This window comes from Pseudomonas sp. SORT22 (assembly GCF_018417635.1).
Classification (GTDB): Bacteria; Pseudomonadota; Gammaproteobacteria; order Pseudomonadales; family Pseudomonadaceae; genus Aquipseudomonas.
This window is the reverse complement of the sequence record NZ_CP071007.1, coordinates 755,597-777,239: the sequence shown is the minus strand read 5'-3', so window position 1 is coordinate 777,239 and position 21,643 is coordinate 755,597. Positions and strand designations below refer to the sequence as shown.

The 21,643-nt window shown below is 59.4% G+C and carries 28 protein-coding genes; 1 reads left to right on the top strand and 27 read right to left on the bottom strand.

Features of this window, described 5'->3' with window-relative positions:
• From JYG36_RS03655 to JYG36_RS03635, 5 genes are all read right to left on the bottom strand, one after another.
• Positions 1-654, bottom strand: a complete 654-nt coding sequence (locus JYG36_RS03655) for a formate dehydrogenase subunit gamma (RefSeq protein ID WP_045200010.1) — start codon at positions 652-654, stop codon at positions 1-3.
• Complete coding sequence (fdxH, locus tag JYG36_RS03650; RefSeq protein ID WP_045200013.1) at positions 651-1,601, bottom strand: formate dehydrogenase subunit beta; 951 nt, start codon at positions 1,599-1,601, stop codon at positions 651-653. Before fdxH ends, JYG36_RS03655 begins: the two co-directional genes overlap by 4 nt.
• Positions 1,601-4,666, bottom strand: a complete 3,066-nt coding sequence (gene fdnG, locus JYG36_RS03645) for a formate dehydrogenase-N subunit alpha (protein ID WP_213603124.1) — start codon at positions 4,664-4,666, stop codon at positions 1,601-1,603. Before fdnG ends, fdxH begins: the two co-directional genes overlap by 1 nt.
• A gap of 207 nt (positions 4,667-4,873) precedes the next feature.
• Positions 4,874-5,386, bottom strand: coding sequence for a single-stranded DNA-binding protein (locus JYG36_RS03640; RefSeq protein WP_045200019.1), 513 nt, complete (start codon positions 5,384-5,386; stop codon positions 4,874-4,876).
• 9 nt (positions 5,387-5,395) lie between these two features.
• Positions 5,396-6,790 (bottom strand): MFS transporter, encoded by a 1,395-nt coding sequence (locus JYG36_RS03635; RefSeq protein WP_045200021.1) that lies wholly within the window; start codon positions 6,788-6,790, stop codon positions 5,396-5,398.
• A gap of 129 nt (positions 6,791-6,919) precedes the next feature.
• Here JYG36_RS03635 and uvrA point away from each other — a divergent pair, with 129 nt between their 5' ends.
• Positions 6,920-9,754, top strand: coding sequence for an excinuclease ABC subunit UvrA (uvrA, locus tag JYG36_RS03630; protein WP_213603122.1), 2,835 nt, complete (start codon positions 6,920-6,922; stop codon positions 9,752-9,754).
• A 60-nt stretch (positions 9,755-9,814) separates the two neighbouring features.
• Here uvrA and bfr read toward each other — a convergent pair whose 3' ends face one another.
• The 22 genes from bfr to rplP all read right to left on the bottom strand — a co-directional run bounded on the left by bfr (position 9,815) and on the right by rplP (position 21,632).
• Positions 9,815-10,279, bottom strand: coding sequence for a bacterioferritin (gene bfr, locus JYG36_RS03625; protein WP_045200027.1), 465 nt, complete (start codon positions 10,277-10,279; stop codon positions 9,815-9,817).
• 155 nt (positions 10,280-10,434) lie between these two features.
• A complete protein-coding gene (locus JYG36_RS03620; protein WP_213603120.1) occupies positions 10,435-11,883 on the bottom strand; it encodes a catalase in 1,449 nt (482 codons plus the stop codon).
• Between the two features lie 173 nt (positions 11,884-12,056).
• On the bottom strand, positions 12,057-12,443 hold the full coding sequence (gene rplQ / locus JYG36_RS03615) for a 50S ribosomal protein L17 (RefSeq protein WP_002555463.1): 387 nt from the start codon (positions 12,441-12,443) through the stop codon (positions 12,057-12,059).
• Positions 12,444-12,486: 43 nt separating this feature from the next.
• Positions 12,487-13,488, bottom strand: a complete 1,002-nt coding sequence (locus JYG36_RS03610; protein WP_003186012.1) for a DNA-directed RNA polymerase subunit alpha — start codon at positions 13,486-13,488, stop codon at positions 12,487-12,489.
• Between the two features lie 22 nt (positions 13,489-13,510).
• Positions 13,511-14,131 (bottom strand): 30S ribosomal protein S4, encoded by a 621-nt coding sequence (gene rpsD / locus JYG36_RS03605; protein ID WP_010220321.1) that lies wholly within the window; start codon positions 14,129-14,131, stop codon positions 13,511-13,513.
• Positions 14,132-14,146: 15 nt separating this feature from the next.
• Entirely contained in the window at positions 14,147-14,536 is a 390-nt protein-coding gene (rpsK, locus tag JYG36_RS03600) for a 30S ribosomal protein S11 (protein WP_002555466.1), read from the bottom strand.
• A gap of 30 nt (positions 14,537-14,566) precedes the next feature.
• Positions 14,567-14,923, bottom strand: coding sequence for a 30S ribosomal protein S13 (gene rpsM, locus JYG36_RS03595; RefSeq protein ID WP_010220320.1), 357 nt, complete (start codon positions 14,921-14,923; stop codon positions 14,567-14,569).
• Positions 14,924-15,054: 131 nt separating this feature from the next.
• Positions 15,055-15,171, bottom strand: a complete 117-nt coding sequence (gene rpmJ, locus JYG36_RS03590; protein ID WP_002555468.1) for a 50S ribosomal protein L36 — start codon at positions 15,169-15,171, stop codon at positions 15,055-15,057.
• 28 nt (positions 15,172-15,199) lie between these two features.
• Positions 15,200-16,531 carry a preprotein translocase subunit SecY gene (gene secY, locus JYG36_RS03585; protein WP_010220319.1) on the bottom strand — a complete coding sequence of 444 codons (1,332 nt, stop codon included), beginning with the start codon at positions 16,529-16,531 and terminating at the stop codon, positions 15,200-15,202.
• On the bottom strand, positions 16,532-16,966 hold the full coding sequence (rplO, locus tag JYG36_RS03580; RefSeq protein ID WP_010220318.1) for a 50S ribosomal protein L15: 435 nt from the start codon (positions 16,964-16,966) through the stop codon (positions 16,532-16,534). It lies immediately after the preceding gene.
• Positions 16,967-16,969: 3 nt separating this feature from the next.
• Positions 16,970-17,146, bottom strand: coding sequence for a 50S ribosomal protein L30 (gene rpmD / locus JYG36_RS03575; RefSeq protein ID WP_010220317.1), 177 nt, complete (start codon positions 17,144-17,146; stop codon positions 16,970-16,972).
• A 2-nt stretch (positions 17,147-17,148) separates the two neighbouring features.
• The gene (gene rpsE / locus JYG36_RS03570; RefSeq protein ID WP_010220316.1) at positions 17,149-17,649 is read right to left on the bottom strand and encodes a 30S ribosomal protein S5; all 501 of its coding nucleotides are present in this window, start codon (positions 17,647-17,649) and stop codon (positions 17,149-17,151) included.
• A 3-nt stretch (positions 17,650-17,652) separates the two neighbouring features.
• A complete protein-coding gene (gene rplR / locus JYG36_RS03565) occupies positions 17,653-18,003 on the bottom strand; it encodes a 50S ribosomal protein L18 (RefSeq protein WP_009397496.1) in 351 nt (116 codons plus the stop codon).
• Positions 18,004-18,013: 10 nt separating this feature from the next.
• Positions 18,014-18,547, bottom strand: coding sequence for a 50S ribosomal protein L6 (rplF, locus tag JYG36_RS03560; RefSeq protein WP_010220314.1), 534 nt, complete (start codon positions 18,545-18,547; stop codon positions 18,014-18,016).
• 12 nt (positions 18,548-18,559) lie between these two features.
• Positions 18,560-18,952 (bottom strand): 30S ribosomal protein S8, encoded by a 393-nt coding sequence (gene rpsH, locus JYG36_RS03555; protein ID WP_010220313.1) that lies wholly within the window; start codon positions 18,950-18,952, stop codon positions 18,560-18,562.
• 209 nt (positions 18,953-19,161) lie between these two features.
• Positions 19,162-19,467 carry a 30S ribosomal protein S14 gene (gene rpsN / locus JYG36_RS03550; RefSeq protein ID WP_010220312.1) on the bottom strand — a complete coding sequence of 102 codons (306 nt, stop codon included), beginning with the start codon at positions 19,465-19,467 and terminating at the stop codon, positions 19,162-19,164.
• A gap of 13 nt (positions 19,468-19,480) precedes the next feature.
• Positions 19,481-20,020, bottom strand: coding sequence for a 50S ribosomal protein L5 (gene rplE / locus JYG36_RS03545; RefSeq protein ID WP_010220311.1), 540 nt, complete (start codon positions 20,018-20,020; stop codon positions 19,481-19,483).
• 20 nt (positions 20,021-20,040) lie between these two features.
• A complete protein-coding gene (rplX, locus tag JYG36_RS03540) occupies positions 20,041-20,355 on the bottom strand; it encodes a 50S ribosomal protein L24 (RefSeq protein WP_009397501.1) in 315 nt (104 codons plus the stop codon).
• A gap of 11 nt (positions 20,356-20,366) precedes the next feature.
• Positions 20,367-20,735 carry a 50S ribosomal protein L14 gene (rplN, locus tag JYG36_RS03535; protein ID WP_002555479.1) on the bottom strand — a complete coding sequence of 123 codons (369 nt, stop codon included), beginning with the start codon at positions 20,733-20,735 and terminating at the stop codon, positions 20,367-20,369.
• 23 nt (positions 20,736-20,758) lie between these two features.
• Positions 20,759-21,025, bottom strand: a complete 267-nt coding sequence (rpsQ, locus tag JYG36_RS03530; RefSeq protein ID WP_008374160.1) for a 30S ribosomal protein S17 — start codon at positions 21,023-21,025, stop codon at positions 20,759-20,761.
• 2 nt (positions 21,026-21,027) lie between these two features.
• Positions 21,028-21,219 (bottom strand): 50S ribosomal protein L29, encoded by a 192-nt coding sequence (gene rpmC, locus JYG36_RS03525; RefSeq protein WP_002555481.1) that lies wholly within the window; start codon positions 21,217-21,219, stop codon positions 21,028-21,030.
• A complete protein-coding gene (rplP, locus tag JYG36_RS03520; protein ID WP_003255479.1) occupies positions 21,219-21,632 on the bottom strand; it encodes a 50S ribosomal protein L16 in 414 nt (137 codons plus the stop codon). Before rplP ends, rpmC begins: the two co-directional genes overlap by 1 nt.
• Positions 21,633-21,643: the final 11 nt, after the last annotated feature.

The window sequence follows — 21,643 nt, the reverse complement described above, 5'->3', positions numbered from 1 at the left end:
TCATCCTTTTTTATTGATCGGCGGTGGCGGCTGTTTGTCGCCGGTCACTTCCCGATACCACAACTCATGGTGTTTTTTCGCCCAGGCGCGGCTGACCCAGCCATGCAGCATGGCGCTGACCGAACCCTTGATCCAGATCCCGGCGTAAATATGGACGATGATGCTCAGCACCAGCACGAACGCCGCCAGGGCGTGCGCCAGGGTCGCCAGGCGAATCGAACCGATACCGAAATAACTGCTGAAGTAGGCCCGCCAGATCACCACGCCGCTGATCAACAGCACCAGCATGCACAGCAGCAAGGTCCAGAACAGCAGCTTCTGCCCGGGGTTGTACTTGCCGATTGGCGGTACGCCCTCCTCTTCGTTGCGCATCACCCGGTCGATACGCTTGAGCCATAGGCGGTCGTTGGCGATGAAGTAGTTCGCCCGCCAGAAACGCAGCACCAGGCCAACAAAAAACACGAACATCAACACGCCCATGAACGGATGCAAAATCCGTGTCCACGGCCCGCCGCCGAACAGATGGCTGAGCCAGAACAGTGCCGGGTGAAACAGTGCCAGCCCCGACAACCCGGCCATGATGAACAGGATCGCCACCAGCCAGTGATTGGTCCGTTCGTTGGCGTTGTAGCGCAGGATAGGTTTGTCGTTCATGGTCGTTCCTCCCCTTGCCCGCCCGGCCGGTTCGGGTCATAGACATGCACCGCCGGGTCGACCACCTGCACACTGGTATCCGCAGGGCTCGGGTGCTCGTCCTCTTCGACCCGCTGCGGGCCGACGCGCACATAGTGGAAGAACCCGGCGAGCACCGCCGCGCCCATGGCCAGCAGCGCCAGCGGCTTGGTCACGCCTTTCCACAGGCCTACCAGCGGGCTGATGATCGGCTGGTCCGGCAGGCCCGCGTACAAACGCGGGGTATCGGCATGGTGCAGCACGTACATCACGTGGGTGCCGCCGACACCATCGGGATCGTACAGGCCGGCGTTGTCGAAACCCCGCGACTTGAGGTCGACGATGCGCTCGGCGGCGTGCTCCTTCATGTCCTGCTTGCTGCCGAAGACAATGGCGCCGGTCGGACAGGTTTTCACACAGGCCGGCTCCAGCCCCACCGACACCCGGTCGGAACACAGGGTGCACTTGTAGGCCTTGTGGTCCTTCTGCGAGATTCGCGGGATGTTGAACGGGCAGCCGGTGATGCAGTAGCCGCAGCCAATGCAGTGGTCCTGGTTGAAATCGACGATGCCGTTGGCATGCTTGATGATTGCCCCCGGGCTCGGACAGGCCTTCAGGCAACCGGGATCGGCGCAGTGCATGCAACCGTCCTTGCGGATCAGCCACTCCAGGTTGCCGTCGCCGGTTTCGTGCTCGGTAAAGCGCATCAGCGTCCAGGTTTCGGCGCTCAGGTCCTGGGGGTTGTCGTAGGTGCCATGGTTGTGACCGACCTCGTCTCGCAGCTCGTTCCACTCCGAACAGGCCACCTGGCAGGCCTTGCAACCGATGCACTTGGTGGTGTCGATCAGCTTGGCCACCTCCTCCAGCTGGCGGATCGACGAGGGCGGCGTGGTGGTGGCCGAACGGGCGATGATGTCTTGGCTAGCCATCAGATTTTCTCCACGTTGACCAGGAACGACTTCGATTCCGGCGTCTGCGTATTACCATCACCGAGGAACGGCACCAGGGTGTTGGTCAGGTAGCCGTGGCGGGTACTGCCGGTGAAGCCCCAGTGCAGCGGAATGCCGATCTGGTGCACGGTCTGGTTGTTGACCTGCAGCGGCCGGATGCGCTTGGTGACCACCGCCACCGCCTCGATATGCCCGCGCTTGCAGGTGACCCGCACGCGGTCGCCGGCGACGATGCCCTTCTCTTGCGCCAGCACTTCGCCGATCTCGACAAACTGCTCGGGCTGGGCAATGGCGTTGAGCTTGCAGTGCTTGCTCCAGAAGTGGAAATGCTCGGTCAGCCGGTAACTGGTCGCCGCGTAAGGGAAATCCTTGGCCTGGCCAAGGGTGTCCCACACCGAATCGAAGATGCGCCCGGCCGGGTTGCTGGTCGCCTGCTTGTTGTTCGGGTGCAGCGGGTTGATGCCGATCGGCGTTTCGAAAGGCTCGTAGTGCTCGGGGAACGGGCCTTCGTTCATCTTGTCGACGGCAAAGAAGCGCGCCACCCCTTCAGGGTTCATGATGAACGGGTTCATGCCGGCCTCTGGCGGCACGTCTGCCTTGTAGTCCGGGGTATCGGTGCCGCCCCAGGCTTTGCCGTTCCACCACACCAGGCGCTTGTTCGGGTCCCACGGCTTGCCTTGCGGGTCGGCCGAGGCGCGGTTGTAGAGGATCCGCCGGTTGGCCGGCCAGGCCCAGGCCCAGCCGAGGTTCTGCTTCATGCCGAATGGGTCGCTGTTGTCGCGCCGGGCCATCTGGTTACCCTGCTCGGTCCAGCTGCCGCAGAAGATCCAGCAGCCAGAAGCAGTACTGCCGTCATCCTTGAGCTGGGCAAAACCGGACAACTGCTGGCCGGCCTTGAGGGTAGCGCCAGTGGCATCAGTGAGGTCGCTGACGGCGTTGCCGTTGAGCTCCCTGGCCAGTTCTTCGGGCGACGGTTCATCGGCTACCTTGTAGGGCCAGCTGAGGTTCAACAGCGGCTCGGCAAAGGCGCCGCCTTCGGTCTGGTAGCGTTTGCGCAGGCGCAGGAACAGCTCACTCATGATGCGCACGTCGGTGCGGGTTTCCCCCGGGCCGTCGGCGCCCTTCCAGTGCCATTGCAACCAGCGGCTGCTGTTGACCAGCGAGCCGTCCTCTTCGGCAAAGCAGGTGGTGGGCAGGCGGATGACTTCGGTCTGGATAGCCTCGCTCTGCACGTCGTTATAGGGCCCGACGTTGCGCCAGAACTCCGAGGTCTCGGTGGCCAGCGGGTCCATCACCACCAGCCACTTGAGCTTGCTCAGGGCCGCAGTCACGCGGTTTTTGTCCGGCAACGCGGCAATCGGGTTAAAGCCCTGGCACATGTAGCCGTTGACCTTGCCCTGGCCCATCAGGTCGAACATCTTCAGCACGTCGTAACCGGGAATATCCAGCTTCGGCAGCCAGTCGTAGCCCCAATGGTTCTCGGCGCTGGCATTGGCGCCATACCAGGCCTTCATCAGGCTGACGTGGAACTTGCCGTAGTTCTGCCAGTACGACAGCTGCCCCGGCCGCAACGGTTTGAGCGCCCGCTTGGCGATGTAGGCGTCGTAGTCCTGCTCGGCATCGCCCGGCAGGGTCAAGTAGCCCGGCAGCGAGTTGGACAGCAAGCCGAGGTCGGTCAGGCCCTGGATGTTGGAGTGCCCGCGCAGGGCATTGACGCCGCCACCGGGCATGCCGACGTTACCCAGCAGCAGTTGCACCATCGCCGCACTGCGAATGATCTGCGCACCGATCGAGTGCTGGGTCCAGCCCAGGGCATAGAGGATCGTCATGGTCTTGCCCGGTTGCGAGCAAGTGGCGATCTCTTCCCAGATCTTCAGCATGCGGTCTTGCGGCATGCCGCAGGTCATGCTCGCCAGTTCCGCGGTGTAGCGGCTGTAGTGCAGCTTCATCAGCTGGTAGACGCAGCGCGGGTCCTGCAGGGTCGGGTCGACCTTGGCAAAGCCGTCCTCGCCCAGCTCGTAACCCCAGCCGGACTTGTCGGTGTAGCTGCGCTTGGCCGCGTCATAGCCACTGAACAGGCCATCCTCGAAGCCAAAGCCGGCTTTGACGATAAACGACACGTCGGTGTAGTTGCGCACGTACTCGTGCTGGATCTTGTCGTTACTCAGCAGGTAATTGATCAGGCCCCCCATGAAGGCGATATCGCTACCGGTGCGAATCGGCGCGTAGTAATCGGCCACCGACGCGGTACGGGTAAACCGCGGGTCGACCACGATCAGCCGGGCCTTGTTATGGGCCTTGGCTTCGGTCACCCATTTGAAGCCGCACGGGTGCGCTTCTGCAGCGTTGCCGCCCATCACCAGGATCAGATTCGCGTTGGCGATATCGGTCCAGTGGTTGGTCATGGCACCACGGCCGTACGTCGGGGCAAGACTTGCCACCGTCGGGCCATGTCAGACACGCGCTTGGTTATCGAACCCCAGCATGCCCAGGCTGCGAATGACCTTGTGGGTCAGGTAACCGGCTTCGCTGGACGCCGCCGATGCCGCCAGAAAACCCGTGGTCAGCCAACGGTTGACCGTCTGCCCCTGGGCGTTCTTCTCGATGAAGTTGGCATCGCGGTCGGTCTTGACCAGATCGGCGATACGGTCCAGCGCCTCATCCCAGGACACCCGCGTCCACTCGCTGCTGCCGGGCTTGCGCACTTGCGGGTACTGCAGGCGGCTGGGGCTGTGGATAAAGTCGAGCAGGCCGGCGCCTTTCGGGCACAGCGTACCGCGGTTCACCGGATGGTCGGCGTCGCCTTCGATATGGATTATGTTCTGCGTAACGTTCTTGCCGCCGTCCCCCTGGCTGTACAGGATCAGGCCACAGCCGACCGAGCAATAGGGGCAGGTGTTGCGCGTTTCCTTAGTGTGCGCCAGCTTGAAGTGGCGCACCTGCTCGGCGAAGGCAGGTGTCGGGGCCATGCCCAACGCTGCCAGGCTCGAGCCTCCAAGGCCAACTGCTGCGACCTTGAAGAACTGCCGACGGTTGAGATCCATCGTGCACTCCTGATCAGGTGGTGGACGCGCGGGACGTTGCCGGCGTCTCTTGAAACGATCACGGTGGCGGCAGATTGATGGCCGCCAACTGTCACTCTAGTCAAGATTCCCGGGAGCGGGATGAAAACGGATTGTCGGTCGACAAAAAGCAAAACGCCCGATGCGATGCACCGGGCGTTTTGAGGGTATTGCGGTCAGCGTGGCGAATCAGAACGGAATATCGTCATCGAAGCTGTCGAAGTCCGGAGCCGGCTGCGGTGCGGCCTGCTGAGGCGCCGGGCGCTGTTGCGGCGCGGACTGCTGTGGACGCGGAGCCTGTTGGCGTGGCGCCTGGTTGTAATTGTTGCCGCCTTGCGGGGCGCCGTCCTGGTTCTGCGGGCGGCCGCCGAGCAGCTGCATGGTGCCCTGCATGTCGACAACGATTTCGGTGGTGTAACGCTTGATGCCGTCCTTTTCCCACTCGCGGGTCTGCAGCTTGCCTTCGATGTAGACTTGCGAGCCTTTGCGCAGGTATTCACCGGCGATTTCGGCAACTTTGCCGAACATCGATACGCGGTGCCATTCGGTGCGCTCGACCTTCTGGCCGGTCTGCTTGTCGGTCCACTGCTCGCTGGTAGCCAGGCTCAGGTTGGTCACGGCGTTACCGTTGGGCAGGTAGCGGACTTCGGGATCCTGGCCGCAGGTACCGACCAGAATGACTTTGTTAACCCCACGGGCCATAACGTTCTCCTAGGCTTCGCACGCGGAGGAAGCCGGGTTTACCAGGCGTTCCAGGGTCGTGCGATCCAAAATTTGTGTATCAAGTTTGATATAGATGGCGGCTTCATCGGCCACCACCACTGCGTCGGTCACACCCGGGACGGCCATCAGCCGCTCGGTCAGCCCCGCTTCCCGTACCGCCTCGGCCGATAACGGCATGCGCAGGCTGGTCACGTACGGCGGTTCACGCATGCTCAGCGCCACGACCCACCACAGGGCACACAACGCTGCGCAGCCAAGGAACACCGTGCTCAGGCCACCGTGCTGGAACAACCAGCCACCGAGAATTCCTCCCAACGCGGCACCAAGGAACTGGCTGGTGGAATATACCCCCATGGCCGTGCCCTTGCCGCCGGCGGGCGACACCTTGCTTACCAGTGAAGGCAAGGATGCCTCCAGCAGGTTGAAGGCGGTGAAGAATATCACGGTGCCGATCACCAGTTCGTGCAAGTTGTCTGCTGACAGCCAGAAGAATAGCTCGGTGAGCATCAACACACTGACCGCGCCCAGCAGGACACGTTTCATCTTGCGCTTTTTTTCGCCGTAGATGATGAACGGGATCATTGCAAAGAATGAAATCAGCAAGGCGGTCAGGTACACCCACCAGTGCTCTTCTTTCGGCAGGCCGCCGCGCTCGACGAAAGCCAGCGGCAAAGCGATGAAACTGGCCATCAGAATGGCATGCAAGACGAAGATGCCCACGTCCAGGCGCAGCAGGTCCGGGTGGCGCAGGGTCGGCATCAGCGCCTGCTTGGCGACCCCGGACTCACGATGCTGCAACGCGCCGTGGGACGGCGGCACGACAAAGGCAATGATCGCAATACCGACTACGGCCATGGCCGCGGTGGCCAGGAACAACCCCGAGAGGCCAAAGGCACGGGTGACCAGCGGGCCGACGACCATGGCCACGGCAAACGACAGGCCGATGCTCATGCCGATCATGGCCATGGCCTTGGTGCGGTGCTGTTCGCGGGTCAGGTCCGAGAGCAAGGCCATGACCGCGGCAGAAATCGCCCCGGCGCCTTGCAGGATGCGTCCGGCAATCACCCCCCAGATCGAGTCGGCCTGGGCCGCCAGCACGCTGCCCAGGGCAAAGATCACCAGGCCCAGGTAAATCACCGGGCGACGGCCGATGCGATCGGAAATCACCCCGAACGGGATCTGCAGGAAAGCCTGGGTCAGGCCGTAGGCACCAATGGCCAGGCCGATCAGTGCCGGGGTGGCACCGGCCAGGTCCATGCCATAGGTCGCCAGTACCGGCAGGACCATGAACATGCCCAGCATACGGAAGGCGAACACCAGGGCCAGGCCGCCTGCGGCGCGGGTCTCGCTGCCACTCATGCGTTCGCTGTGGGGATCGTGCATGGATAAACCTCGTGTGAACCGGCGGCGATTCTACCAGTCCCATCGCATAACGGCATATACGCGACGCTTTGCCGCGTAATGGCATGGAGCCGTATACTCAACCGTTTATGCCCGCCGAGCGAGGCCGCAGTGGACAAGATCCTGATTCGTGGGGCACGTACCCACAACCTGAAGAACATCGACCTGACCCTGCCCCGGGACAAGTTGATCGTCATCACCGGCCTGTCCGGTTCCGGCAAGTCGTCCCTGGCCTTCGATACCCTGTACGCCGAAGGCCAGCGCCGTTATGTCGAATCCCTGTCGGCGTACGCCCGGCAGTTCCTGTCGATGATGGAAAAGCCCGACGTCGATACCATCGAAGGCCTGTCGCCAGCGATCTCCATCGAGCAAAAGTCGACCTCGCACAACCCGCGTTCGACCGTCGGCACCATCACCGAAATCTACGACTACCTGCGCCTGCTCTACGCCCGCGTCGGTACCCCGCGCTGCCCGGACCACGACATCCCGCTGGAAGCGCAGACCGTCAGCCAGATGGTCGACCTGGTCCTGGCCCAGCCCGAAGGCAGCAAGCTGATGCTGCTGGCGCCGGTGATTCGCGAGCGCAAGGGTGAACACCTGGCGGTATTCGAAGAGCTGCGCGCCCAGGGCTTCGTCCGCGCGCGGGTCAACGGCAAGCTGTTCGAGCTCGATGAACTGCCCAAGCTCGACAAGCAGAAAAAGCACACCATCGAAGTAGTCGTCGACCGCTTCAAGGTGCGTGATGACCTGCAGCAGCGCCTGGCCGAGTCGTTCGAAACCGCGCTGAAACTGGCCGACGGCATCGCCCTGGTCGCTTCGATGGACGACCATCCGTTCGAAGAAATGATCTTCTCCGCCCGCTTCGCCTGCCCGATCTGCGGCCATGCGATCAGCGAGCTGGAGCCCAAGCTGTTCTCCTTCAACAACCCGGCCGGCGCCTGCCCGACCTGCGACGGCCTGGGGGTCAAGCAGTTCTTCGACATCAAGCGCCTGGTCAATAGCGAGCTGACCCTGGCTGAAGGTGCGATTCGCGGCTGGGACCGGCGCAACGTCTATTACTTCCAGATGCTAGGCTCGCTGGCCGCGCATTATGACTTCAGCCTCGAGATCCCCTTCGGCGAACTACCGGCCGAGCAGCAGAAAGTCATCCTCCACGGCAGCGGCAAGCAGAACGTTGATTTCAAATACCTCAACGACCGCGGCGACATCGTCAAGCGCTCGCACCCGTTCGAAGGCATCGTGCCGAACCTGGAGCGCCGCTACCGCGAGACCGAGTCGGCGACCGTGCGCGAAGAGCTGGCCAAGTTCCTCAGCACCCAGCCCTGCCCGGATTGCCGTGGCACGCGCCTGCGCCGTGAAGCGCGGCACGTGTGGGTCGGCGAGAAGACCCTGCCGGCAGTCACTTGCCTGCCGATCGGCGATGCCAGCGGTTACTTCGGCGGCCTCAAGCTGACCGGTCGCCGGGGCGAAATTGCCGACAAGATCCTCAAGGAAATCTGCGAGCGCCTGCAGTTTCTGGTCAACGTCGGTCTCGACTACCTGACCCTCGATCGCAGCGCCGATACCCTCTCCGGCGGTGAAGCCCAGCGTATCCGCCTGGCCAGCCAGATCGGCGCCGGCCTGGTCGGGGTCATGTACATCCTCGACGAGCCGTCCATCGGCCTGCACCAGCGCGACAACGACCGCTTGCTCGGCACCCTCAATCACCTGCGCGACATCGGCAACACGGTGATCGTGGTCGAGCATGACGAGGACGCCATTCGCCTGGCCGACTACGTCGTCGACATTGGCCCGGGCGCCGGCGTGCATGGCGGCCAGATCGTCGCCGAAGGCACCCCGGCCGAGGTCATGGCCCATCCCGACTCGCTGACCGGCAAGTACTTGTCTGGCCGAGTGAAGATTGCCGTACCGGCCAAGCGTACGCCGCGTAACAAGAAGCTCTCGATCAAGCTCAAGGGCGCGCGCGGCAACAACCTGCAGAACGTCGACCTGGAAATTCCGATCGGCCTGCTGACGTGCGTGACTGGCGTGTCCGGCTCCGGCAAATCGACCCTGATCAACAACACCTTGTTCCCGCTCAGCGCCACCGCCCTCAACGGTGCCAGCACCCTGGAAGCGGCGCCGCACGACAGCTGCGATGGCCTGCAGCACCTGGACAAGGTGGTCGACATCGACCAGAGCCCGATCGGCCGTACCCCGCGCTCGAACCCGGCGACCTACACCGGACTGTTCACGCCAATTCGCGAGCTGTTCTCCGGCGTGCCGGAGTCGCGCTCGCGCGGCTACGGCCCGGGTCGTTTCTCGTTCAACGTCAAGGGCGGGCGCTGCGAAGCGTGCCAGGGCGACGGCCTGATCAAGGTCGAGATGCACTTTTTGCCGGACATCTACGTGCCGTGCGATGTGTGCAAGAGCAAGCGCTACAACCGCGAAACCCTGGAGATCAAGTACAAGGGCAAGAACATCCACGAGGTCCTGGAAATGACCATCGAGGAAGCCCGCGAGTTCTTCGACGCGGTACCGGCGCTGGCGCGCAAGCTGCAGACACTGATGGATGTCGGTCTGTCCTACATCAAGCTCGGCCAGTCGGCGACCACCCTCTCCGGTGGCGAAGCGCAGCGGGTCAAGCTGTCACGCGAGCTGTCCAAGCGTGACACCGGCAAGACCCTGTACATCCTCGACGAACCGACTACCGGCCTGCACTTTGCCGATATCCAGCAGTTGCTCGATGTGCTGCACCGCCTGCGCGATCACGGCAACACCGTAGTGGTGATCGAGCACAACCTGGACGTGATCAAGACTGCCGACTGGATCGTCGACCTCGGCCCCGAGGGCGGTTCCAAAGGCGGACAGATCATCGGCTTCGGTACACCGGAACAAGTGGCCGAGATGAAGCAGTCGTATACCGGCTACTACCTCAAGCCGCTGCTGGAACGTGACCGCGCCTGATTCGGCCCGCTCGCACATGAAAAAGCCCCGCACTGGCGGGGCTTTTTTTGCTCCGGAAAATTACATCTGCGATTGCAGGTAGTTCTCCAGACCGATCGACTTGATCAGGCCCTGCTGTTTTTCCAGCCAGTAGGTGTGATCTTCTTCGGTATCGGCCAGCTGCAGGCGCAGGATGTCGCGGCTGATGTAGTCCTTGTGCAGTTCGCACAGCTCGATGCCTTTGCACAGTGCGGCGCGCACCTTGTACTCCAGGCGCAGGTCGGCGGCGATCATGTCCGGCACGGTGGTGCCGACGTCCAGGTCATCAGGACGCATGCGCGGGGTGCCTTCGAGCATGAGGATACGACGCATCAGGGCATCGGCGTGTTGCGCCTCTTCTTCCATTTCGTGGTTGATACGCTCGTAGAGCTTGCTCAAGCCCCAGTCCTCGTACATCCGCGAGTGGATGAAATATTGGTCACGTGCCGCCAGTTCGCCCGTCAGCAACGTGTTGAGATAATCGATTACGTCCGGGTGACCTTGCATCGCCCTGCCTCTCCCTGTGTGAAAGTCATAGTTTGAACCAGGATGACCGGAAGGTCACTGAGAATTGGGCAAAAAAGTGCAAAAAAGCGGGTAAACGGTAGTGATATTCATTGAAAAACCGCCCAAATGAGGGCGGTTCTTCTTATCACTTCGACTTAGGCGAGATTTATGCCCAAAGCCTTGGCAATCCCTTCGCCATAGGCCGGATCGGCCTTGAAGAAGTGCTGCAACTGACGCTGGACCACCTCTTCAGAAACTCCGCCCATGGCGCCGGCGATGTTGCTGATCAGCAGCGCCTTCTGCTCCGGGTTCATCAGGCGGAACAGCGCACCGGCATGGCTGTAGTAGTCGGTGTCTTCGCGGTGATCGTAACGATCGGCGACACCGTTGAGCGCCAGTGGCGGCTCAGCGTACTGCGGCGCTTGCTTGGGCGCATTGGCGTAGCTGTTCGGCTCATAGTTCGGCGCCGCACCACCGTTGCTGCCAAACGCCATAGAACCATCACGCTGGTAGCTGTTTACCGGGCTGCGTGGGGCGTTTACCGGCAGTTGCTGGTGGTTGGTACCGACGCGGTAGCGATGGGCGTCTGCGTAAGCGAACACGCGCCCCTGCAGCATGCGGTCTGGCGACAGGCCGACACCGGGCACCATGTTGCTCGGGCCAAACGCGGCTTGCTCGACTTCGGCAAAGTAGTTCAGCGGGTTGCGGTTGAGTTCCAGTTCGCCGATCTCGATGAGCGGGTAGTCCTTCTGCGACCAGGTCTTGGTCACATCAAACGGGTTCTCGTCGCGGCTGGCCGCTTCTTCTTCGCTCATGACCTGGATGCACACGGCCCATTTCGGGAAGTCACCGCGCTCGATCGCTTCGAACAGGTCGCGCTGGGCGTAATCCGGATCGGTACCGGCCAGGCGCGCGGCCTCGGCAGGAGCCAGGTTCTTGATGCCCTGCTTGGTCTTGAAGTGCCATTTGACCCAGGTGCGCCGGCCCTGAGCGTTGATCAGGCTGTAGGTATGGCTGCCAAAACCATGCATGTGCCGGTAGCCGTCCGGAATGCCGCGGTCGGAGAACAGGATAGTGACCTGGTGCAGCGCTTCAGGCGAGTGCGACCAGAAGTCCCACATCATCTGCGCGCTTTTCAGGTTGCTTTGCGGCAGGCGTTTCTGGGTGTGGATGAAGTCGGGGAATTTCAGCGGGTCACGGATGAAGAACACCGGGGTGTTGTTGCCAACGATGTCCCAGTTGCCTTCCTCGGTGTAGAACTTCAGGGCGAAACCACGCGGGTCGCGCTCGGTATCGGCCGACCCCCGCTCGCCACCGACGGTGGAGAAACGCAGGAAGGTTTCGGTCTGCTTGCCGAGGTTGCTGAACAGCTTGGCGCAGCTGTACTGGGTGATATCACGGGTAACGGTGAAGGTGCCATAGGCACCCGAGCCTTTGGCGTGTACGCGGCGTTCAGGGATGTTCTCGCGGTTGAAATGCGCGAGCTTCTCGATGAGATGGAAGTCATCCAGCAACAGCGGGCCGCGTGGGCCTGCCGAACGCGAATTCTGGTTGTCGGCTACCGGGGCGCCGCTGGCGGTGGTCAGTATTTTGTTCTGGCTCATGCTCTCTCTCCCTATCGGTCTTGAACGGCCGGCTAATCGGCTTGGGAGGAGTATCGACCACAACTATGACAACAACAAATTCATTAGCTGATTCAGATCAATAGATTATTACAATACATATAGACACAAAAAACCGGGCACTAGGCCCGGTTTCTTGTTACAGACTGTTCGCCTTACTCAGCAGCTTCAACCGAGCCACCAACAGGACGATCAACCAGCTCGACGTACGCCATAGGTGCGTTATCGCCAGCGCGGAAGCCGCACTTGAGGATACGCAGGTAGCCGCCCTGACGGGTGGCATAGCGCTTGCCCAGATCGTTGAACAGCTTGCCGACGATTTCTTTCGAACGGGTACGGTCGAAAGCCAGACGACGGTTAGCAACGCTGTCTTCCTTGGCCAGGGTGATCAGCGGCTCGGCAACGCGGCGCAGTTCCTTGGCTTTTGGCAGAGTAGTTTTGATCAGCTCGTGCTCGAACAGCGACACCGCCATGTTCTGGAACATGGCCTTACGGTGAGAGCTAGTACGGCTCAGGTGACGTCCACTTTTACGATGACGCATGGGTTCATTCCTTACCAAACACTACGTTCGGTGATTACGACGATCAGGCAGTCGCCTTGTCGTCCTTCTTAAGACTTGCAGGCGGCCAGTTGTCGAGGCGCATGCCGAGGGACAGACCACGGGAGGCCAGAACGTCCTTGATTTCGGTCAAGGATTTCTTGCCCAGGTTCGGAGTCTTCAACAGTTCTACTTCGGTGCGCTGAATCAGGTCGCCGATGTAGTAAATGTTCTCCGCCTTAAGGCAGTTGGCCGAACGCACGGTCAATTCCAGATCGTCAACCGGACGAAGCAGGATCGGATCGATCTCGTCTTCCTGTTCGACTACCACTGGTTCACTGTCACCTTTGAGGTCGACGAACGCAGCCAGCTGCTGTTGCAGGATGGTTGCGGCACGACGGATGGCCTCTTCAGGATCCAGGGTACCGTTGGTTTCCAGATCAATTACCAGCTTGTCCAGGTTGGTACGCTGCTCGACACGGGCGTTTTCCACCACGTATGCGATACGGCGAACCGGGCTGAACGAAGAGTCGAGCTGCAAGCGACCAATGCTGCGGCTTTCGTCTTCATCGCTCTGACGCGAATCGGCCGGCTCATAACCACGACCACGAGCTACGGTGAGCTTCATGTTCAAGGCGCCATTCGACGCCAGGTTAGCGATTACGTGATCGGGGTTAACGATCTCGACATCATGATCCAGCTGAATATCGGCAGCGGTAACCACCCCCGAACCCTTCTTCGACAAGGTCAGCGTAACTTCGTCACGACCGTGCAGTTTGATAGCCAGGCCTTTCAGGTTCAACAGGATTTCAATGACATCTTCCTGTACACCTTCGATTGCCGAGTACTCGTGGAGTACACCGTCAATCTCGGCCTCGACTACTGCACAGCCAGGCATGGAGGACAACAGGATGCGGCGCAGCGCGTTGCCCAGGGTATGGCCAAAGCCACGCTCGAGAGGCTCGAGCGTGATTTTAGCGCGGGTTGGACTGACGACCTGCACATCGATGTGGCGGGGCGTCAGGAACTCATTTACCGAAATCTGCATGGATGCACCTATTTTCTAGCCCTTACTTGGAGTAGAGCTCGACAATCAGGCTTTCGTTGATGTCGGCGGACAGGTCGCTGCGAGCAGGAACGTTCTTGAAAACGCCCGACTTCTTGGCAGCATCCACATCTACCCACTCAACGCGGCCACGCTGGGCGCACAGTTCAAGGGCTTGAACAATGCGCAGCTGGTTCAGCGACTTCTCGCGAACCGCGACCACGTCACCCGGACGAACTTGGTAGGACGGAACGTTTACAGTCTTGCCGTTTACGCTGATCGCTTTGTGCGAAACCAGCTGACGGGATTCGGCACGAGTAGCGCCAAAGCCCATACGATAAACGACGTTATCCAGACGGCACTCGAGCAGTTGCAGCAGGTTCTCACCAGTAGCGCCCTTCTTGGAGGCCGCTTGCTTGTAGTAACCGCTGAACTGACGCTCAAGTACGCCGTAGATACGACGGACTTTTTGTTTCTCACGCAGCTGGGTGCCGTAGTCGGACTGACGACCGCGGCGCTGACCGTGGATACCTGGGGCTGCTTCGATGTTGCACTTCGATTCCAGAGCGCGAACGCCGCTCTTCAGGAACAGATCGGTGCCTTCACGACGAGACAGTTTGCATTTTGGACCAATGTAACGTGCCATTTATCTGTCTCCTGATTACACGCGGCGCTTCTTCGGCGGACGGCACCCGTTATGCGGGATTGGCGTCACGTCGGTGATGCTGGCGATCTTATAGCCACAGCCGTTCAGAGCACGAACAGCGGACTCACGACCTGGACCTGGACCCTTGACGTTGACGTCGAGGTTCTTCAGACCATATTCCAGCGCAGCTTGACCAGCACGTTCAGCAGCTACCTGAGCAGCGAACGGGGTGGACTTGCGGGAACCGCGGAAACCCGAACCGCCGGAGGTAGCCCAGGACAGAGCGTTACCTTGACGATCGGTGATGGTCACGATGGTGTTGTTAAAAGAGGCATGGATGTGGGCGATGCCATCAACCACTGTCTTTTTGACTTTTTTACGAGGACGAGCAGCAGGTTTTGCCATTTCTAAATTCCTGTCGATTCGCTGGTGCGATTACTTGCGGATCGGCTTACGCGGGCCCTTACGGGTACGCGCGTTGGTCTTGGTACGCTGACCGCGTACTGGCAGACCCCGACGATGACGCAGGCCGCGGTAGCAACCCAGGTCCATCAACCGCTTGATTTTCATGTTGATGTCACGGCGCAGATCACCTTCGGTGATGTACTTCGCGACTTCAGTACGCAGCGATTCAACCTGCTCGTCGCTCAGATCCTTGATCTTTGCGGCTGGGTTGACCCCAGTCTCTGCACAGATTTTCTGTGCAGTAGTGCGACCAACACCATAGATGTAGGTCAGCGAGATAACAGTGTGCTTGTTATCTGGAATGTTGACGCCTGCAATACGGGCCATTCAGTGGGACTCCAATTGACAGCTACCTACGCCCCGGAAGCCAAGAAATAGGGCGCGAGATAATATCGCTGTAGAAACAAATAATCAACCCAGCAGCGCACTAGCTGCTGGGTTTGTAGCGCAGATCACAATCAGCCTTGGCGCTGCTTGTGACGTGGTTCCGCACTGCAAATTACTCGAACGACACCTTCGCGGCGAATAATTTTGCAGTTACGGCACAGCTTTTTCACCGATGCACGAACTTTCATCACCAACTCCTCGAACCTTAAGGGTCAATCAGCGCAGCAGACCGCTGCCACCGTAGCCTTTCAGGTTGGCTTTCTTCATCAGGGATTCGTACTGGTGCGAAACGAGGTGCGATTGTACTTGGGACATGAAGTCCATCACAACCACTACCACAATCAGCAACGAGGTCCCGCCAAGGTAGAACGGAACGTTTGCCGCGACCACCAGGAACTGGGGAAGCAGACACACGGCCGTCATATAAAGAGCACCGAACATGGTCAAGCGGGTCAGAACGCCATCAATGTAGCGCGCCGACTGCTCACCTGGACGGATGCCCGGAATAAAGGCACCGGACTTCTTCAGGTTTTCCGCTACGTCTTTCGGATTGAACATCAACGCCGTATAGAAGAAGCAGAAGAAAATAATCCCTGCACTAAACAGCAGAATATTCAACGGCTGACCAGGAGCGATCGACTGCGAGATGTCCTGCAACCAGCCCATACCTTCGGACTGACCGAACCAGGCACCCAGCGAAGCCGGGAACAGCAAGATGCTGCTCGCGAAAATGGCAGGGATTACACCCGCCATGTTCACTTTCAACGGCAGGTGGCTGGTCTGCGCAGCGAAGACCTTGCGGCCCTGCTGACGCTTGGCGTAGTGAACGGCGATACGACGCTGACCACGCTCAATGAACACCACGAAACCGATAATCGCTACTGCCAGCAAACCGATAGCGACCAGGGCGAAAATGTTGATATCGCCTGTGCGTGCAGACTCGAAAGACTGCCCGATTGCTCTCGGAAGACCGGCGACGATACCTGCGAAAATCAACATCGAGATACCGTTGCCTACACCGCGCTCGGTGATCTGCTCGCCCAGCCACATCATGAACATCGCGCCGGCCACGAACGTGGACACCGCAACGAAATGGAAGCCAAAGTCAGCAGAAAACGCCACGCCCTGACCGGCCAGGCCAATGGACATGCCAATGGCCTGGACCAGCGCCAGGATAACGGTGCCGTAGCGGGTGTACTGGCTGATCTTGCGACGGCCAGCTTCACCTTCCTTCTTCAACTGCTCCAGCTGCGGGCTGACGGCGGTCATCAGCTGCATGATGATCGATGCCGAAATGTACGGCATGATCCCCAGTGCAAAGATGCTCATCCGTTCCAGCGCGCCGCCGGAAAACATGTTGAACAAGCTAAGAATGGTCCCCTCATTCTGTCGAAACAGTTCCGCCAGCCGGTCCGGGTTGATACCTGGAACTGGGATGTGTGCGCCTATCCGGTAGACGATGATCGCCAGGAACAGAAAACGCAGACGAGCCCAGAGTTCAGACATCCCGCCTTTGCCGAGCGAAGAGAGAGCACCTTGCTTAGCCATTTATTCCTCGAACTTGCCGCCAGCTGCTTCGATAGCCGCACGCGCACCTTTGGTGGCTGCGATACCCTTGATGGTGACCGCGCGAGTAACTTCGCCGGACAGCATGATTTTCACACGCTGTACGTTTTGGTTAATCACGTTGGCATCCTTCAGGGATTGCACGGTGACAACGTCGCCTTCCACTTTGGCCAGCTCGGACAGACGCACTTCTGCGCGGTCCATGGCTTTCAGGGAAACGAAGCCGAATTTCGGCAGACGACGGTGCAGCGGCTGTTGACCGCCTTCAAAGCCTGGAGCAATGGTGCCACCGGAACGGGAGGTCTGACCTTTGTGGCCGCGGCCACCAGTCTTACCCAAACCGCTACCGATACCACGGCCCGGACGATGCTTCTCGCGACGGGAACCCGGCGCTGGACTCAGATCATTGAGTTTCATCGATTAACCCTCGACGCGCAGCATGTAGTAAGCCTTGTTGATCATCCCGCGATTCTCGGGAGTATCCAGGACTTCTACAGTGTGACCGATGCGGCGCAGACCCAGACCCTTAACACACAGTTTGTGGTTAGGGAGACGGCCGGCGGTGCTTTTGATCAGCGTTACTTTAACGGTAGCCATGATCAGCGGATCTCCTCAACGCTCTTGCCGCGCTTGGCAGCAATGGACTCAGGAGATTGCATAGCCTTCAGACCCTTGAAAGTGGCATGAACCACGTTCACTGGGTTGGTCGAGCCGTAGCACTTGGCCAGGACGTTCTGAACGCCAGCAACTTCCAGGACGGCACGCATTGCGCCACCGGCGATGATACCGGTACCTTCCGAGGCAGGCTGCATGTACACCTTCGACGCGCCATGGGCGGACTTGGTGGCGTACTGCAGAGTAGTGCCGTTCAGGTCTACCTGAATCATGTTGCGACGGGCAGCTTCCATGGCTTTCTGGATCGCAGCAGGTACTTCGCGCGATTTGCCACGGCCGAAGCCAACACGACCTTTACCATCACCCACCACGGTCAACGCGGTGAAAGTGAAGATACGGCCGCCTTTGACGGTTTTAGCAACGCGGTTAACTTGAACCAGCTTCTCGATGTAGCCTTCGTCGCGCTTTTGATCGTTATTTGCCATAACTTAGAACTCCAGCCCGCCTTCACGAGCAGCATCAGCCAGCGCTTTGACGCGGCCATGGTACTTGAAGCCGGAACGGTCAAAGGCAACTTGAGATACACCGGCGGCTTTCGCGCGCTCAGCTACCAGCTTGCCAACCTTAGTGGCCGCGTCGATGTTGCCGGTGGCACCATCACGCAGTTCTTTGTCCAAGGTCGAGGCACTGGCCAGAACCTTGCTGCCGTCGGCCGAAATGACCTGGGCGTAGATGTGCTGCGAGGAGCGGAACACGCAGAGACGCACGACTTCGAGTTCGTGCATTTTCAGGCGTGCTTTGCGAGCGCGACGCAGTCGAGTAACTTTTTTGTCGGTCATTTGCTAGGCCCTACTTCTTCTTGGCTTCTTTACGACGGACGACTTCGTCCGCGTAACGCACACCCTTGCCTTTGTACGGCTCTGGTGGACGGAAGTCGCGGATTTCAGCGGCCACCTGACCTACCAGCTGCTTGTCGATACCCTTGATCAGGATATCGGTCTGGCTTGGGGTCTCTGCGGTGATACCGGCCGGCAGTTCGTAATCCACTGGATGCGAGAAGCCGAGTGCCAGGTTCAGCACGGTGCCTTTGGCTTGTGCTTTGTAACCAACACCGACCAGCTGGAGCTTACGCTCGAAGCCTTGGCTTACGCCCTGGACCATGTTGTTCACCAGGGCGCGGGTAGTACCGGCCATAGCGCGAGTTTGTTGATCGCCATTGCGAGCAGCGAAACGCAGCTCACCAGCTTCTTCAACGATTTCAACCGACGAGTGAACGTTCAGTTCGAGAGTGCCCTTGGCACCCTTCACCGAAAGCTGTTGGCCGACGAATTTGACTTCGACACCGGCTGGCAGCTTAACGGGGTTCTTAGCGACGCGAGACATGCTTATCCCCCCTTAGAACACTGTGCAGAGAACTTCGCCGCCGACACCGGCAGCGCGCGCAGCACGATCAGTCATCACACCTTTGTTGGTGGAGACGATAGACACGCCCAGACCGCCACGTACTTTCGGCAGTTCTTCGACGGACTTGTACTGACGCAGGCCTGGACGACTTACGCGCTTGACTTCCTCGATGACCGGACGGCCTTCGAAGTATTTCAGCTCGATGGAAAGCGATGGTTTTACTTCGCTGCTGACTTGGTAGCCAGCGATGTAACCTTCATCTTTCAGAACTTTGGCTACCGCAACCTTCAGAGTCGACGAAGGCATGCTTACGACGGACTTTTCAGCCATCTGGGCATTACGGATGCGAGTTAGCATGTCCGCTAACGGGTCCTGCATACTCATGGGCTAGACGCTCCTGATACAAGAAAAATTAGCCTCTCGGCTACTACAGTCCCCTGAAATCGCCGGGCGTAAAAACCCGGGCTCAGGAGAGCCGGTCATTCTAGACAGTTCCCAGAAACGAAACAAGCCCCAGAAGGGGCTTGTTTCGTTGCAAGGTCACCGGTGGTCGGAAGATTGCTCCCCCGCCACCTGGACGCTGCCGGTACGTCTTACCAGCTGGCTTTAACCAGACCTGGAACGTCACCGCGCATTGCTGCTTCACGCAGCTTGTTACGGCCGAGGCCGAACTTGCGGTAAACGCCGTGTGGACGACCGGTGATGCGGCAACGGTTACGCAGGCGCGAGGCGCTGGCGTCACGTGGTTGCTTCTGCAGAGCTACGACAGCGGCAAAACGCTCTTCTGGAGTTGCTTCCAGGTTGACGATGGTCGCTTTCAGCTCGGCACGCTTCTTGGCGTACTTGGCAACAGTGAGCTGACGCTTCAGCTCACGGTTTTTCATGCTCTTCTTGGCCATTTTCCTACTCCAATCAGTTGCGGAACGGGAATTTGAAAGCACGCATCAGAGCGCGGCCTTCGTCATCGTTCTTGGCAGTGGTGGTCAGGGTAATGTCCAGACCGCGCAGAGCATCGATCTTGTCGTAGTCGATTTCCGGGAAGATGATCTGCTCTTTCACGCCCATGCTGTAGTTGCCACGACCGTCGAAGGACTTGGCATTCAGGCCGCGGAAGTCGCGAACCCGAGGCAGGGAGATCGCCAGCAGGCGGTCCAGGAATTCGTACATACGATCACGGCGCAGGGTAACTTTAACGCCGATCGGCCAGCCCTCACGGACTTTGAAGCCCGCGATGGATTTCCGAGCGAAAGTCACAACGGCTTTCTGACCGGTGATCTTCTCCAGGTCAGCAACAGCGTGTTCGATGACTTTTTTGTCGCCGACAGCTTCGCCCAGACCCATGTTCAGGGTGATCTTGGTAACGCGCGGAACTTCCATCACGTTCGCCAGCTTAAGTTCTTCCTTAAGCTTGGGAGCAATCTCGTTCCGGTAAATCTCTTTCAGTCGTGCCATGGTCTTCTACCTAGCAGTGTTCAAGCATCAACCGCTTTTTGGGTCGACTTGAAGACACGAATTTTTTTGCCGTCTTCTACTTTGAAACCAACGCGGTCAGCCTTGTTGGTTTCGCCGTTGAAAATGGCGACGTTGGAAGCGTGCAGTGGCGCTTCTTTCTCGACGATACCGCCCTGTACGCCCGACATCGGGTTAGGCTTGGTATGACGCTTCACCAGGTTGATCCCACCAACGACCAGACGGTCGTCAGCGAGAACCTTGAGCACCTTACCGCGCTTACCTTTGTCTTTGCCGGCGATCACGATGATCTCGTCGTCACGACGAATCTTTTGCATGTCGGATCTCCTTACAGCACTTCTGGGGCGAGCGAGACGATCTTCATGAACTTCTCAGTACGAAGTTCACGGGTCACTGGCCCAAAGATACGGGTGCCGATCGGCTCTTGCTTGTTGTTCAACAGAACAGCAGCATTGCCATCAAAGCGGATGATGGAGCCGTCAGCACGACGGACACCGTGGCGAGTGCGGACTACAACAGCAGTCATCACTTGGCCTTTCTTCACTTTACCGCGAGGAATTGCTTCCTTGACGGTTACCTTGATGATGTCACCGATGCCGGCGTAACGGCGGTGCGAACCGCCGAGAACCTTGATGCACATGACGCGACGAGCGCCGCTGTTATCGGCCACATCGAGCATGGATTGAGTCTGAATCATAAAATTTCTCCGACCCTTAGCCCTTAGACTTCAACAGCGCGTTCGAGAACTTCAACCAGTGCCCAGGACTTGGTCTTGGCCAGCGGACGGGTCTCACGGATGGAGACCTTGTCGCCGATATGGCACTGGTTGGTTTCGTCGTGCGCGTGCAGCTTAGTCGAACGCTTAACGTATTTACCGTAGATCGGGTGCTTTACGCGACGCTCGATCAGTACGGTGATGGTTTTGTCCATCTTGTCGCTGACGACACGGCCAGTCAGCGTACGGACGGTTTTTTCAGCTTCAGCCATGATCACTTACCTGCCTGCTGGTTGAGCACAGTTTTCACGCGAGCGATGTCACGCTTAACTTGCGAGAGCAGGTGCGACTGCCCCAACTGGCCAGTTGCTTTCTGCATACGCAGATTGAACTGGTCGCGCAGCAAGCCGAGCAGTTGCTCGTTCAGCTGCTGTGCTGATTTTTCACGAAGTTCATTCGCTTTCATCACATCACCGTCCGCTTAACAAAGGAGGTGGCGAGAGGCAGCTTTGCAGCCGCCAGGGCGAAAGCCTCACGCGCCAGCTCTTCAGAAACACCCTCGATCTCGTACAGGACTTTGCCTGGCTGGATCTGGGCAACCCAGTACTCCACGGAACCTTTACCTTTACCCATCCGCACTTCGAGAGGCTTCTTGGAGATCGGCTTGTCCGGGAACACACGGATCCAGATTTTACCGCCACGTTTTACGTGACGGGTCAGAGCACGACGTGCCGACTCAATCTGGCGGGCGGTGAGACGACCGCGAGCAACAGCTTTCAGAGCAAACTCGCCGAAGCTGACTTTGCTACCGCGCAGTGCCAGACCACGGTTGTGGCCAGTCATCTGCTTGCGGAATTTTGTACGCTTTGGTTGCAACATTTGGCGTACCC

What these genes read in the sequence shown, in the direction of transcription:
- JYG36_RS03655 (WP_045200010.1), bottom strand. Translation starts at nt 654, where the DNA reads ATGAACGACAAACCTATCCTGCGCTACAACGCCAACGAACGGACCAAT.
- fdxH (WP_045200013.1), bottom strand. Translation starts at nt 1,601, where the DNA reads ATGGCTAGCCAAGACATCATCGCCCGTTCGGCCACCACCACGCCGCCC.
- JYG36_RS03640 (WP_045200019.1), bottom strand. Translation starts at nt 5,386, where the DNA reads ATGGCCCGTGGGGTTAACAAAGTCATTCTGGTCGGTACCTGCGGCCAG.
- JYG36_RS03635 (WP_045200021.1), bottom strand. Translation starts at nt 6,790, where the DNA reads ATGCACGATCCCCACAGCGAACGCATGAGTGGCAGCGAGACCCGCGCC.
- bfr (WP_045200027.1), bottom strand. Translation starts at nt 10,279, where the DNA reads ATGCAAGGTCACCCGGACGTAATCGATTATCTCAACACGTTGCTGACG.
- JYG36_RS03620 (WP_213603120.1), bottom strand. Translation starts at nt 11,883, where the DNA reads ATGAGCCAGAACAAAATACTGACCACCGCCAGCGGCGCCCCGGTAGCC.
- rplQ (WP_002555463.1), bottom strand. Translation starts at nt 12,443, where the DNA reads ATGCGTCATCGTAAAAGTGGACGTCACCTGAGCCGTACTAGCTCTCAC.
- JYG36_RS03610 (WP_003186012.1), bottom strand. Translation starts at nt 13,488, where the DNA reads ATGCAGATTTCGGTAAATGAGTTCCTGACGCCCCGCCACATCGATGTG.
- rpsD (WP_010220321.1), bottom strand. Translation starts at nt 14,131, where the DNA reads ATGGCACGTTACATTGGTCCAAAATGCAAACTGTCTCGTCGTGAAGGC.
- rpsK (WP_002555466.1), bottom strand. Translation starts at nt 14,536, where the DNA reads ATGGCAAAACCTGCTGCTCGTCCTCGTAAAAAAGTCAAAAAGACAGTG.
- rpsM (WP_010220320.1), bottom strand. Translation starts at nt 14,923, where the DNA reads ATGGCCCGTATTGCAGGCGTCAACATTCCAGATAACAAGCACACTGTT.
- rpmJ (WP_002555468.1), bottom strand. Translation starts at nt 15,171, where the DNA reads ATGAAAGTTCGTGCATCGGTGAAAAAGCTGTGCCGTAACTGCAAAATT.
- secY (WP_010220319.1), bottom strand. Translation starts at nt 16,531, where the DNA reads ATGGCTAAGCAAGGTGCTCTCTCTTCGCTCGGCAAAGGCGGGATGTCT.
- rplO (WP_010220318.1), bottom strand. Translation starts at nt 16,966, where the DNA reads ATGAAACTCAATGATCTGAGTCCAGCGCCGGGTTCCCGTCGCGAGAAG.
- rpmD (WP_010220317.1), bottom strand. Translation starts at nt 17,146, where the DNA reads ATGGCTACCGTTAAAGTAACGCTGATCAAAAGCACCGCCGGCCGTCTC.
- rpsE (WP_010220316.1), bottom strand. Translation starts at nt 17,649, where the DNA reads ATGGCAAATAACGATCAAAAGCGCGACGAAGGCTACATCGAGAAGCTG.
- rplR (WP_009397496.1), bottom strand. Translation starts at nt 18,003, where the DNA reads ATGACCGACAAAAAAGTTACTCGACTGCGTCGCGCTCGCAAAGCACGC.
- rplF (WP_010220314.1), bottom strand. Translation starts at nt 18,547, where the DNA reads ATGTCTCGCGTCGCTAAGAACCCCGTTAAGCTGCCAGCCGGTGTCGAA.
- rpsH (WP_010220313.1), bottom strand. Translation starts at nt 18,952, where the DNA reads ATGAGTATGCAGGACCCGTTAGCGGACATGCTAACTCGCATCCGTAAT.
- rpsN (WP_010220312.1), bottom strand. Translation starts at nt 19,467, where the DNA reads ATGGCCAAGAAGAGCATGAAAAACCGTGAGCTGAAGCGTCAGCTCACT.
- rplE (WP_010220311.1), bottom strand. Translation starts at nt 20,020, where the DNA reads ATGGCACGACTGAAAGAGATTTACCGGAACGAGATTGCTCCCAAGCTT.
- rplX (WP_009397501.1), bottom strand. Translation starts at nt 20,355, where the DNA reads ATGCAAAAGATTCGTCGTGACGACGAGATCATCGTGATCGCCGGCAAA.
- rplN (WP_002555479.1), bottom strand. Translation starts at nt 20,735, where the DNA reads ATGATTCAGACTCAATCCATGCTCGATGTGGCCGATAACAGCGGCGCT.
- rpsQ (WP_008374160.1), bottom strand. Translation starts at nt 21,025, where the DNA reads ATGGCTGAAGCTGAAAAAACCGTCCGTACGCTGACTGGCCGTGTCGTC.
- rpmC (WP_002555481.1), bottom strand. Translation starts at nt 21,219, where the DNA reads ATGAAAGCGAATGAACTTCGTGAAAAATCAGCACAGCAGCTGAACGAG.
- rplP (WP_003255479.1), bottom strand. Translation starts at nt 21,632, where the DNA reads ATGTTGCAACCAAAGCGTACAAAATTCCGCAAGCAGATGACTGGCCAC.